The 12,365-nt window shown below is 56.6% G+C and carries 8 protein-coding genes and 2 tRNA genes; 5 read left to right on the top strand and 5 right to left on the bottom strand.

All coding sequences use genetic code 11. The annotated features are described in order from the left end of the window. Window positions 1-35: 35 nt before the first annotated feature. The 3 genes from C4S72_RS16440 to C4S72_RS16430 form a co-directional block, all read right to left on the bottom strand. The gene (locus C4S72_RS16440; protein ID WP_104004245.1) at window positions 36-929 is read right to left on the bottom strand and encodes an AEC family transporter; all 894 of its coding nucleotides are present in this window, start codon (window positions 927-929) and stop codon (window positions 36-38) included. A gap of 122 nt (window positions 930-1,051) precedes the next feature. After that, complete coding sequence (locus C4S72_RS16435) at window positions 1,052-1,540, bottom strand: universal stress protein (RefSeq protein WP_104004244.1); 489 nt, start codon at window positions 1,538-1,540, stop codon at window positions 1,052-1,054. A gap of 24 nt (window positions 1,541-1,564) precedes the next feature. Further along, window positions 1,565-4,417, bottom strand: coding sequence for an FAD-binding and (Fe-S)-binding domain-containing protein (locus C4S72_RS16430; protein ID WP_104004243.1), 2,853 nt, complete (start codon window positions 4,415-4,417; stop codon window positions 1,565-1,567). A gap of 206 nt (window positions 4,418-4,623) precedes the next feature. Between C4S72_RS16430 and pdhR the strand changes: the two genes are divergently transcribed. From pdhR to aceF, 3 genes are all read left to right on the top strand, one after another. Continuing rightward, window positions 4,624-5,385 (top strand): pyruvate dehydrogenase complex transcriptional repressor PdhR, encoded by a 762-nt coding sequence (pdhR, locus tag C4S72_RS16425; protein WP_104004242.1) that lies wholly within the window; start codon window positions 4,624-4,626, stop codon window positions 5,383-5,385. Between the two features lie 293 nt (window positions 5,386-5,678). Then, a complete protein-coding gene (aceE, locus tag C4S72_RS16420; protein WP_104004402.1) occupies window positions 5,679-8,327 on the top strand; it encodes a pyruvate dehydrogenase (acetyl-transferring), homodimeric type in 2,649 nt (882 codons plus the stop codon). Window positions 8,328-8,369: 42 nt separating this feature from the next. Continuing rightward, on the top strand, window positions 8,370-10,331 hold the full coding sequence (aceF, locus tag C4S72_RS16415) for a dihydrolipoyllysine-residue acetyltransferase (RefSeq protein WP_104004241.1): 1,962 nt from the start codon (window positions 8,370-8,372) through the stop codon (window positions 10,329-10,331). A 364-nt stretch (window positions 10,332-10,695) separates the two neighbouring features. Here the strand turns inward: aceF and C4S72_RS16410 are convergent. Together C4S72_RS16410 and C4S72_RS16405 are read right to left on the bottom strand one after the other, a co-directional pair. Further along, window positions 10,696-10,772: transfer RNA gene (locus tag C4S72_RS16410), tRNA-Pro, on the bottom strand. A gap of 185 nt (window positions 10,773-10,957) precedes the next feature. Then, window positions 10,958-11,034 (bottom strand) — tRNA-Pro (locus C4S72_RS16405). 181 nt (window positions 11,035-11,215) lie between these two features. On the opposite strand from C4S72_RS16405, the gene C4S72_RS16400 reads away from it, so the two are divergent. Next, a complete protein-coding gene (locus C4S72_RS16400; RefSeq protein ID WP_104004240.1) occupies window positions 11,216-11,575 on the top strand; it encodes a CidA/LrgA family protein in 360 nt (119 codons plus the stop codon). Further along, on the top strand, window positions 11,572-12,282 hold the full coding sequence (locus C4S72_RS16395; RefSeq protein WP_104004239.1) for an LrgB family protein: 711 nt from the start codon (window positions 11,572-11,574) through the stop codon (window positions 12,280-12,282). The genes C4S72_RS16400 and C4S72_RS16395 overlap by 4 nt, the downstream gene beginning before the upstream one ends. The last annotated feature ends 83 nt before the right edge of the window (window positions 12,283-12,365 follow it).

Below are 12,365 nucleotides of genomic sequence, written 5' to 3'. Positions count from 1 at the left end.
CAGCCGTCCGGCTGGCCTTTCTTTGTCGCGGCTGGTTACAGGATGAAGGCCAGGGTCAGTGGAATCACCGCCAGGCTGGCTACATTGCCAATCAGCACAATCGATGCGACCTGATGAGGCTCCTGGTTATAACGCTCGGCTACCATGTAGTTGAGTACCGCCGGCGGTAGCACGCCAAACAGGATCAGGAAGGCGGCCTTTTCACCTTCCAGCCCCAGCAGCCAGATAGTCGGTACCGCGGCTATCAGTCCGCTGAGTGGCGTCAGAACCGCACCCCAGGCGCCGGGTTTCCAGTTGGAAAAATCGATGCTTGTCATCCTGACTCCCAGTGCAAACAGCATCAGCGGTATGGCGATCTGCCCGAGCATATCGATAGGCGTTTTGATGGCAACAGGGAGGGGGATGCCCAGCAGGCTCCATGCCAGGCCCGAAGCGGTCGCCAAGATCATCGGGTTGCGCGCCAGTTGCAGCAGGTTGGTGCGGCTGTCGAGGATAAACATGCCGAGGGTGAAATGGAGCAGGTTCTCGACCAGAAACAGCACCACGGCGGCAGCCAGTGCGTCTTCGCCGAACGCCAGTACGATCAACGGGATGCCGAGGTTACCGCTGTTGTTGAACATGGCCGGCGGCACCATAGTGCGTGGAGATACGCCGATCAGCCGGCATACAGGCCAGACAAGTAATCCGGAAGCAAGTACGACAAGCAGTGCGCCGAGCGCGATATCGGCATGCTCCAGGGGATTGAAGGACTTGGCCGCCATCACGGAAAAGATAAGCGCGGGAACAAAAATATCGATGTTGATGCGGTTGGCGACCGACATATCGGTATGGGTGCGGCGGGCGCAGAAATAGCCCAGGCCAACGATGGCCACCAAGGGGAATACGGTTTGAAAGATGCGTTCGAGCAATAGCGACAGCGTGGCGTCCATTGAAAATCCTTATTATCGGGCGCCGTGCCTGGAACGCTGAGATGCTATACGGTGACTCGCAGCCTTCCTGTTGAAAACGGTGCCGGGACGCCCAGGGGGCTTCCCGGCAGGCGTCTGGAGAATTACATGTACTTCTTGCCGGTGGGGACGACAAAAACCGGGATCTTAGCTCGTCTTACCACCTGATGGGTAGTGGCGCTGTGGTGGCCGAAGGTGTTTTCCTGGCCCATTACGATCAGGTCTGCGCCAAGTTTTTCTGCCTGGGCGAGAATGGTCTCGGCATGTTGCCCCTCCGCGATCACCGGTTCCACCTCGAACTTGATCTCCTGATCCAGCTCTTTCAGCTCTTCATCACGGTATTTTTCAACGCGGGTTTTCATCTGCTCCATGACGCGGGCTATCCCTTCGTCGTGCATCTGTTTGATTACATCGTCGGGGAGATAGGTATGGATCAGCGCGCGACCCATTTCGCCCACCGGCTCAACCACGTGGAGCATCAGCAGACGGGCATTGAGTTTATTCGCCATCTGCACAGCCTGGCGAAAAACCGGACGGGTGTGCTCGCCCAGTGAAGAGGTGTAAAGGATGGTCTTGATTTCTGGTAGTGACATGGCGTTCTCCTCAGCCGGCGCAGGTTAGTGTTCAACCTCTGTTCCGGTCCGTCGTTGGGTTGTTGTTTTTACGCACTGTTCCAGCAGATACACAATGGAGCGATATTCGATGCCGCTATGGTGACTCAGGCCTATTTCGCAGGTGCGGCTGCTGGAGTACCCCCCGCTGCATTGCTCCACCTGGGGCTTCAGGTTGCGCAGTGCGCTGGCGTTTAGTTCCGGCGTACTGAACCCTTTGTCACCGGCAAAACCGCAACAGCCGATGCCTTCTGGAATGACAACCTTGCGGGCCAGCCGTGACGCGATGCGTTTCAGACTAGTGGCCTGCCCCATGCGGGTTGCGCTGCAGGTGATGTGCAGGGCGATCTCCTCGTCCATCGGCGTGATGTCGAGACGCTCCATCATGAAGCGGTCGATAAACTCTATGCTGTCATAAAGCTTGATCGCCGGGTCGAGCTGCTCGCCAAGCCTCAGGCTGCAGGGACTGGTGTCAGAATAGACCGGGATGCGGCCATTTTCCGTGATATGCAGCAATTCCCGGTTCAGTTCACCGGCTTTATTTGCCGCCGTATCAAATAAACCCTTGGACTGGAACGGCATGCCGCAGCAAAGCGACTCCAGATTGTCGGGATAAATCACCTGGTAGCCAGCCTGTTCAAGAAGCCTTGCGGTCACATCCATCAGTGACGCCTCGCTGGCTGATCCACGCTGAGGGCCCATCACGCGGCTGGCGCAGCTTGGCAGATATACCACCTTGTCCCTTGAGCTGTCCGCGACCGGTAGATCTTTACGCCGTTGTGGGTTGCCTGTCGGCATCGCCGGGGTCCATTGCTGTACCCGGTTACCGGAGAGCTTTCTGGCCGTATCTGTCAGCCGGCGCATATTGGATGTGCCGATCAGACCGTGAACCTTATCGGCGCTGTTTAGCAGCAGGCTGCCGGCTTTAGTGACGCCGGCGAAGTGACTGGCAATCCAGTTGGCGCTGCGGCTACCTTCCGGGTGTCGATCATGCCGAATGGCTCGGGTTAGATCGCCGGTGTTGATACCAACCGGGCAGGCGGTAGAGCACAGGCCACAGGCTGCGCAGGTTTCCTCTCCCTGGTAGGTGTAATCGCCGCGCACGCTGGCAAGGCGTGCTGGATCTTCACCGCTGCGTTCGAGGCGTGAAATTTCTCGCCAGAGTGCAATGCGCTGACGTGGAGTGGTCGTCAGAGCGCGGGAGGGGCAGGTGTGTTCGCAGAAGCCGCATTCAATACAGGCGTCGACGAGCTTATTCGCCGCAGGCATAGGTTTGAGGTTGCTCAGGTGGACCTTCGGATCCCGGTTGAGAATCACGCCCGGGTTGAGGATCTCCTGGGGATCAAGCAGGCGTTTGAGTTCCCACATCAGGTTGTAGGCTTCCTTGCCCCACTCCAGCTCAACGTAGGGTGCCATATTGCGCCCGGTGCCATGCTCGGCTTTCAGCGAGCCTTCGTAGCGAGCGGTGACCAACTCGGCGACATCATCCATCAGTCCCGAGTAGCGACGGATCTCCTCTTCGGTGTCGAACGCCTGAGTGAAGACGAAATGGAGGTTACCCTCGAGTGCGTGGCCGAAGATGATCGCTTCGGAGTAACCCCAGTGTTCAAACAGCCGGTGCAGATCTGCAACAGCGCTGGCCAGTTGTTCAACGGGGACGGCGATATCCTCAATGATCACCGTGGTACCGGTGGTGCGCACTGCGCCCACGGCGGGGAAGAGCCCCTTGCGAATCGCCCAGAACTGGGCGCAGGTATCCGCATCGCTGGTGAACTGCACAGGTTCACTGGTGGGCAGCGCTGAAATTGCCTGCAGGATCTGTTCGATCTGCTGGCCGAGGCGAGGCTCGTCGCCGGCGCGGGTTTCGATCAGCAGTGCGGCGGCATCGGCGGGCAGTTGTTCGATAATTGCCGGCATCCCCGCTTTGCTCTCGATCGATCTAAGTCCTGCACGATCGATGAGTTCCACCGCATCCACGGGCGTGGGTTTGATTAGCGCTACGGCTTCGCAGGCGGTCTGCAGACGATCGAAAAACACCAGAGCGGAGGCCTTGTGAGGGTGGTCCGGCACCGTGCGATAGCAGATCTCTGAAATAAAACCGAGCGTGCCTTCAGATCCAATCATCAGGTGCTGGAGGATGTCGATCGGGTCTGCGTAATCGACCAGGGCATTCAACGCGTACCCGGTGGTGTTTTTTAGCCGATACTTATGGGCGATCCGCTGGGAAAGCTGTTCATTGGCTCGGGTGAGTCGTGCTAATGAATCCAGGGCTTCGAGCAGGCTTTGGTGGCTGCTGCGAAATGCATCGACGCTGTCGCTATCGCCGGTATCCAGCAGGGTGCCGTCGGCCAGGATCAGGCGCATGGAATCCAGGGTGCGGTAACTGTTGTGCGCGGTACCGCAGCACATGCCGCTGGCGTTGTTAGCGGCAATACCGCCGATCTTAGCGGCATTGATCGATGCCGGGTCCGGGCCGATTTTGCGGCCAAAAGGTGCCAGGTACAGGTTCGCCTGGGCGCCGATGACGCCAGGTTGCAGCTTGATGCGCTGTGCATCGTCCAGAATTTCGTGGCCGCTCCAGCCATCGCCCAGTATCAACAGGACGGAATCGGTAATCGCCTGGCCAGAGAGGCTGGTGCCGGCGGCTCTGAACGTCAGCGCAATTTCCTGCTGGCGGGCGGCACTGACGATGCGTGCAACCTCACACTCGGTTTCGACCTTTACGACCAGTTGCGGCAGCAGGCGATAAAAGCTGGCATCGGTACCGTAGGCCAGTGTTTGCAGCGGATCACTAATCAGTCGCTCCGCTGGAATGAACTGTTCTAGCGTGGCGAGAAATGCCTGGTGCTCTTGACGCATGGGGTCGCTACCTCGTGTTGGCCCGCAAGCTTGGGGATCTGTAGCTGGCGGATGCTTTTTCTTTAATTATTGGAGTGATTGAAAAATTGGTCATACCAATTTACCATCGCTGTTGAGGTACTGTATTTTTTTTGAACGATACTTGTCAATTCCGGCGGGAGTCGGCCGGCGTTTAGTGGCAACTGTGTTTTGTGGACGGGTATGGAATGAACTATCGCAGTGTGAAACAGCCGAAACTCTCTGACATCATCATGCAACGCATCGAAGAGATGATCATGGAGGGCGCTTTGAGGCCGGGGCAGCGGCTGCCCGCTGAGCGCGAGCTGGCGGCGGAGTTTGAAGTGTCGCGACCATCGCTGCGGGAGGCGTTGCAAAAGCTGGCGGCCAAAGGGTTACTGGTGAGTCGTCAGGGCGGTGGTACTTATGTGGCTGACAATATCGGCAACAGTCTTGTTGATCCGCTGCTCGATCTGTTCCGCAGTCATCCGGAATCCCAGTATGACCTGCTGGAGTTCCGTCACGCGCTTGAGGGTGTATCGGCTTATTACGCGGCGCTCAGGTCGACGCCGGCGGATCGGGAGTTGTTACAGGCGCGCCTGGACGATCTGCAGCATTACCACGATCGCAAAGAGTTCGATAAAGAGGTGGCGGCAGATGTGGAGTTTCACCTGGCGATTGCCGGCGCTGCGCATAATGTGGTTTTGCTGCATATGATGAGGGCGCTGTTTAACCTTCTGCATCAGCATATTGGCGATAACCTCAGCAACATCTATCCGAAGGCTGATGTACGGCAGAAAATTCATGAGCAGCATCGTGTACTGATGGATGCGATCTGTGCTGGTGAACCTGAGCTGGCGCGTAATGCGGCGCACGATCATTTGGTCTATGTTGAAGAAGCGTTGCTGGAGCAGGGGCGAGAAGAGTCCCGGGTTCAGCGGGCGTTGCGGCGCTTCAATCACGCTCCGTAACGTCTCTTGTAAGAGTTATGTACAAAAATTACATGCATTCCTGGTTAAAATGTAACCAGTTTTGCGTTTTATGCGGTTTTGTAGACTGATTGAAATACTCTGTGTAGTATATTTACACACAATCAAAGCACCCGAAACCCTTGTGCGATGCAGCATTCAGGGCGCAAGTATAAGAAAATTACATACTCAGAGGTGCGATTGGAAAACGCTCGAAACGCATGATCTGCGTATCGGGCGTTTTTCTCTGCAAACTGACGGCTTATGGAATCGGAGAAAGCACAGTGCATGATGAGATGATTGAAGATATCGATCCAATCGAAACTCACGAATGGATGGAAGCGCTTGAGTCTGTCGCCAAAAACGATAGCAATGAGCGTGCGCGTTACCTGCTGTCCAAGTTGGGCAGCCGTGCCGCAGAAATCGGCATCGGTAGTGCAGGCACTCTTAGCACGCCCTACGTGAACACTATCTCGCCGAGCGACGAAGTACGTATGCCCGGTGATCTGTTCATGGAGCGTCGCATCCGCTCATTCATCCGCTGGAACGCCATGGCGATGGTCATGCGTGCCAACGATAACGACGAGGGACTGGGTGGCCACATCTCCAGCTTCTCCTCTTCCGCCACACTTTACGATATCGGTTTTAACTACTTCTTCCACGGCGCCGAAGGCGATCGTGATGCCGATATGGTTTTCTTCCAGGGTCACATCTCTCCGGGTATCTATGCCCGTGCATACCTGGAAGGTCGCCTCACCGAAGAGCAGCTGGATAACTTCCGTCGCGAAGTAGACGGTAACGGTCTGTCCTCTTACCCGCACCCCTGGCTGATGCCGAACTTCTGGCAGTTCCCGACCGTATCCATGGGTCTGGGGCCGATTCAGGCGATCTACCAGGCGCACATGATGCGTTACCTGTCTGCGCGTGACCTGGTCAAGCGCGGCGACCGTAAGGTCTGGGCTTTCCTGGGTGACGGCGAGTGTGATGAGCCGGAATCTCTGGGTGCCATCTCTCTGGCGGGTCGTGAAGGTCTGGAAAACCTGGTCTTCGTGATCAACTGTAACCTGCAGCGTCTGGACGGCCCGGTTCGCGGTAACGGCAAGATCGTGCAGGAGCTCGAAGGCATCTTCCGCGGCGCCGGCTGGAACGTTATCAAGTGTCTCTGGGGTCGTCATTGGGATCCGCTGTTCGAGAAAGACACCAAGGGTCTGCTGAAGAAGCGCATGGACGAAGTCTGTGACGGCGAACTGCAGAACTATAAGGCCAACGGCGGGGCTTACACGCGTGAACACTTCTTCGGCAAATATCCGGAACTGGCCGAGATGGTCAAGGATATGTCCGACGAAGAGATCATGAACCTGAACCGCGGTGGTCACGATCCATACAAGGTTTACGCGGCTTACCACGCAGCGATGAACCACAAAGGTCAGCCGACCGTCATTCTGGCGCAGACCGTAAAAGGTTACGGTACTGGTCAGTCCGGTCAGGCGAAGAACGATACCCACTCTCTGAAGAAAGTGGCGATGGACGACCTCAAGTCGTTCCGCGATCGTTTCAATATCCCGCTGTCTGATGATCAGCTGAAAGAAGTTCCGTACTACCGTCCGTCTCCGGATTCCGCGGAGATGAAGTACATGCTGGATCGTCGCAGTAAGCTGGGCGGTTTCTACCCGGCGCGCCGTACCGAGTTTGAAAAGCTGGAAACGCCTGAGCTGGAGGCCTTCTCCGGTCAGCTGAAAGAATCCGGCGAGCGCACCCTGTCTACCCAGATGGCACTGAACCGTGTTCTCAGCACTCTGGCGAAAGACAAGAAGATGGGTAACCGTCTGGTGCCGATCGTACCTGACGAAGCGCGTACCTTCGGTATGGAAGGTATGTTCCGTCAGCTGGGTATCTACTCATCCCAGGGACAGCGTTACGTACCGCACGACTCCGACCAGATCATGTTCTACAAGGAGTCCAAGACCGGTCAGATTCTGGAAGAGGGCATCAACGAAGCCGGTTCCATGTCTGCCTGGATCGCGGCGGCGACCTCATACGCCAACAACAACTGCACCATGGTGCCGTTCTACATCTTCTACTCGATGTTCGGCTTCCAGCGTGTGATGGACCTGGTTTGGGCTGCTGGCGATATGCAGGCCCGTGGCTTCCTGATCGGCGCTACCTCCGGTCGTACCACGCTGAACGGTGAAGGTCTGCAGCACCAGGATGGTCACAGCCATCTGATGGCACAGATGGTCCCGAACTGCGTCAGCTACGACCCGACCTACGGTTACGAGCTGGCTGTGATTGTTCAGGACGGTCTGAAGCGTATGTATCAGAACCAGGAAAACCGGTTCTACTACATCACTACTCTGAACGAAAACTACCAGCACCCGGCCATGCCGCAGGGCGCTGAGGAAGGTATCGTCAAGGGTATGTACCTGCTCGAGGAAGGCGGCAAGGCCGACCTGCGCGTCCAGCTGTTCGGTTGCGGTTCTATCCTGCGCGAGGTTCGCGAAGCGGCGACCCTGCTGCGTGAAGAGTTCGGCATCGAGGCTGATATCTGGAGCACAACCTCCATCAACGAACTGCGCCGCGAAGCCCAGGAAGTTGAGCGCTGGAACCTGCTGCATCCGGAAGACGAGCCGCGCGTACCTTACGTTCAGCAGGTTCTGGAAGGGCATGAAGGTCCGGTGGTTGCGTCTACCGACTACATGCGCATGTTTGCCGACCAGCTGCGTGAGTACATCCCGCGCCGCTACAAGGTGCTTGGTACCGATGGCTTCGGCCGTTCCGATACCCGCAGCAAGCTGCGTGAATTCTTCGAAGTTAACCGCTACTACGTCTGCATCGCTGCGCTGAAAGCGCTGCAGGAAGAGGGCAAGCTCAAGCCTGCCGACGTAGCCAAGGCTATGCAGAAGTTCAATATCAACCCGGAAAAACCGGCCCCCTGGACCGTGTGAACCGGCAACTGAACATCTGAAGGTTAACGAGAGGACAGTATTGTGAGCACAACAAACATTACAGTGCCGGATATCGGTGGCTACGATAACGTTGATATCATCGAAGTCCTGGTGAAAGAGGGTGACACCATCGCTGAAGGCGATAGCCTGATTACCCTGGAAACCGACAAGGCGTCCATGGAAGTCCCGGCTACCGTTGGCGGTGTCGTTAAAAAGGTTCTCGTCAGTGAAGGCGGTACCTGCAGCGAAGGCGATGTGATCGTTGAAGTGGAAGCGGAAGGTGCTGCTGCAGCACCGGCCGCAGAAACGCCTGCAGAAGAAAAACCTGCTGAGGCTGCTGCACCTGCGCCCGCACCGGCGGCGCCTGCTGCATCCGGCGGAAGCCGTATCGAAACAGTTTTGATTCCGGATCTGAGCGGTGCCAGCGACGTTGATGTTATTGAAGTCCTGGTGAAAGACGGTGATAGCGTCGAAGAGGGCGATAGCCTGATTACGCTGGAAACCGACAAGGCCTCCATGGAAGTACCTGCCCCGATGTCGGGTGTGGTTAAGTCCATGAAGATTAGCGAAGGCGCCAAGGTCAACGAAGGTGATCTGCTGCTTGAGCTCGAAGTTTCCGATGGCGGCGCTGCTCCGGCAGCTGCTCCGGCGGCGGAAGCGGCTCCTGCTGAAGCGGCTGCTCCTGCACCGGCTGCAGCCCCTGCCTCGAGCGGTGGTGTTGAGCAGGTGTTGATTCCGGATCTGAGCGGTGCGAGCGATGTCGACGTAATCGAGGTTCTGGTTAAGGACGGCGATAGCGTCGAAGAGGGCGATAGCCTGATCACGCTGGAAACCGACAAGGCCTCCATGGAAGTACCTGCGCCGAAAGCGGGTGTCATCAAGTCCATGAAGATCAGCGAAGGCGACAAGGTCAACGAAGGTGATCTGCTGCTTGAGCTTGAAGTTTCTGGTGGCGCGGCTCCGGCCCCCGCTGCTGCTCCGGCCCAGGAAGCACCTAAGCCTGCAGCGCCTGCCGCGGCAGCCCCGCAGAAGGCGGCGGCTCCTGCTTCCGGTGCGAACATCGCGGCTATGGACCAGAAGAACAAGTCTGTTCATGCAGGTCCCGCGGTGCGTGCGATTGCGCGTGAGTTCGGTGTCGATCTGACCAAGGTTAAGGGTTCTGCCCGTAAAGGTCGTATCGTCAAAGAAGATGTCCAGGCCTACGTGAAATCTGTGATGAAGCAGGTTGAGCAGGGTGGTGGTGCTGCCGCGGCTGTCACCGGTGGTTCCGGCATTCCGCCGATCCCGGCGGTGGACTTCAGCAAGTTCGGTGAGACCGAGATGGTCAAGCTGAGCAAGGTGGACAAGATCACTCGCGACAACATGTCGCGCTGCTGGCTGAACATTCCGCACGTGACTCAGTTCGACGATGCGGATATCACCGAGCTGGAAGCTTTCCGTAAGTCGATGAAGGATGAGGCGGCCAAGTCCGGCGTTAAGCTGACCCCGCTGCCGTTCCTGATCAAGGCTGCTGCGATCGCGCTGACCCGCCATCAGAAGTTCAATGCATCGCTGCACTCCGATGGCGAGCATATTGTCTACAAGAAATATGTGAACATCGGTATCGCGGTTGATACGCCGAACGGCCTGATGGTGCCGGTGATCAAGGATGCGGACAAGAAGAGTATCTACGAGCTGTCCAAAGAAGCGAACGAACTGGCTGGCAAAGCCAAGGATCGCAAGCTGAAGCCGAACGAGATGCAGGGTGCCTGCTTCACGATCTCGAGCCTCGGTGGTATCGGTGGCAACGGCTTTACGCCGATCGTCAATGCGCCTGAAGTGGCCATCCTGGGTGTTTCCCGTGCGGATATCAAACCGCGCTGGAATGGCAAGGAGTTCGAGCCGCGTCAGATGCTGCCGCTGTGCCTCTCTTACGATCACCGCGCCATTAATGGTGGTGACGCAGGTCGCTTCCTGACCGATCTGAACGGGCTGCTGAGCGATATCCGTCGCCTGCTCCTCTGATCTGGTCTGATCGGTAGATCGATAAAAAAGCTCCTTAGGGAGCTTTTTTGTGCTCATCTGCTGGGATATGCCTGATGCTGATTGGGCGCGCCGGGCGGGCGTAATGCAGTTATAGAGGGTTGAGTTGCAGGCGCTGGTTTCTTGCTGGCTTTTATCTGATATCCGCAGTGCAGGGGGAGGCTAAGCGAAACTAAGCTCTTGTGCTGCCGATACGGCAAGAGGCGGTAAGTGATCAAAAAGGAAAGAGTGGTATTGCTCGACAGACGCGCCAGAATCGATAAGCTGCGTTCTACTATCTGATCGGGTATTGAGTGATTGAGTATTGAGAGAGTAAAAAAGATTAGAAGCGGATCAAGCGAAGAAATGGTCGGGGTGACAGGATTTGAACCTACGACCCCTGCCTCCCGAAGACAGTGCTCTACCAGGCTGAGCTACACCCCGACTTGCTGTTATTTCGCTCGAAGCGCGAAATGACTCTGGTACTGCTTGTGTAACCTGATCAGCGCTTTTTTGATGGTCTGGGAAACCGATCCGCTGTTCAAGTGAGCGCGAATTATAAGGCTTTTTCTTTGCCTGTCAATAACATGCGCCAGATTTATTGGTGTGGATAACCGCTGAATCTGTGTTGGTCGGGGTGACAGGATTTGAACCTACGACCCCTGCCTCCCGAAGACAGTGCTCTACCAGGCTGAGCTACACCCCGACTCAAATGGAAGTTCCCGGTAAGGTCCTTCCGGTCGCTAAGCGATGGCGGGTAAGCCTCTTGCTCAAGCGACGCGGCGCATTATAGTGAGCTGCCTCTGGCATGCCAAGAGGATAAAGGGAAAAATGGTAGAGATTCTTTGCAACACGACGGTGTCGGTGGCTTGGGGGCCAGGAATTAGATGTTAGTTGGATTTTTGATCTTGCTGGGGTTTCAGCTCGCGGGTGAGCTGTTTGTGGTTTCTCTTTCTCTACCTGTGCCAGGGCCTGTGATGGGGATGCTGTTCATGGCGGTGTTTCTGCTGGTGGCCAAGCGTGGTGCTTCGGAGTACCTGCGGCAGGTGGCCGATACTCTGTTAACGAACCTGGCTCTGTTGTTTGTCCCTGCGGGCGTGGGGCTTATGGTTCATCTGGATCTACTGGTACGGGAGTGGTTCGTGTTTGGCGTTACATTGGTGCTGAGCACGGCGATCACCATGGGCGTAACCGGTTGGGTGCTGGCTCGGTTGATGCGTCGGTTTGAAAAGAGGGGTGAGAAGTGACTCCGTTCTGGGTTTATTTCGCCGCGCGCCCTTTGCTGTGGATAGTTTTAACGCTGGCCGTGTTTATTTTTGCGCGTTGGTTGCACAAACGTCTGGGTGGCTTGTCCGTCTTCCATCCGGTGCTGATTTCGATCCTGGTCCTGGTTGTGCTGCTTTCCCTCACGGGGACGGATTACGATACCTATTTTGAAGGTGCGCAGTTTATTCATTTTCTGCTGGGGCCGGCTACGGTGGCGCTGGCGGTTCCTCTGTGCGACTACTTCGATCGGTTGCGTCAGATCTGGTTGCCGGTGCTGGTGGCCTCCTTTTGTGGTGTCATCACGGCCATCATCAGTGCGAGCGGTATCGCCTGGCTGCTGGGCGCTGGTGATAAAACGATTCTTACCCTGGCACCCAAATCGGTGACCTCGCCTATTGCTATAGGGATAGTCGAGAAGATCGGTGGATACCCTTCTATGGCTGCGGGTCTGGTGCTGATGACCGGTATTCTCGGCTGTGTGCTGGCACCGTTCGTGTTTCGTCTGTTTCGTATCGAGGATGATGTGGCGCGTGGTTTTGCGCTGGGGATGTCGGCTCACGGTATAGGCACGGCTTATGCGTTCGGGCTGAGTGCGGCAGCGGGTGCTTTTGGTGGGCTGGCCATGGGGATAGCAGGGCTGTTGACCTCGTTTTTGTTGCCTTTGCTGGTTTCTCTGTTCGGTTTTTAACCGGGGTTGTTGGTTTGATAAAAATGCTGCATGGCAGTAAAGTTGCGCGTTTCTGCGTTTGCTGCAATCTATGTCGGGAGAAA

This window comes from Marinobacterium lutimaris (genome assembly GCF_900108065.1).
Taxonomy (GTDB): domain Bacteria; phylum Pseudomonadota; class Gammaproteobacteria; order Pseudomonadales; family Balneatricaceae; genus Marinobacterium_D; species Marinobacterium_D lutimaris.
The sequence above is the reverse complement of the archived record's forward strand: the minus strand, read 5'-3'. Positions and strand labels throughout refer to the sequence as shown.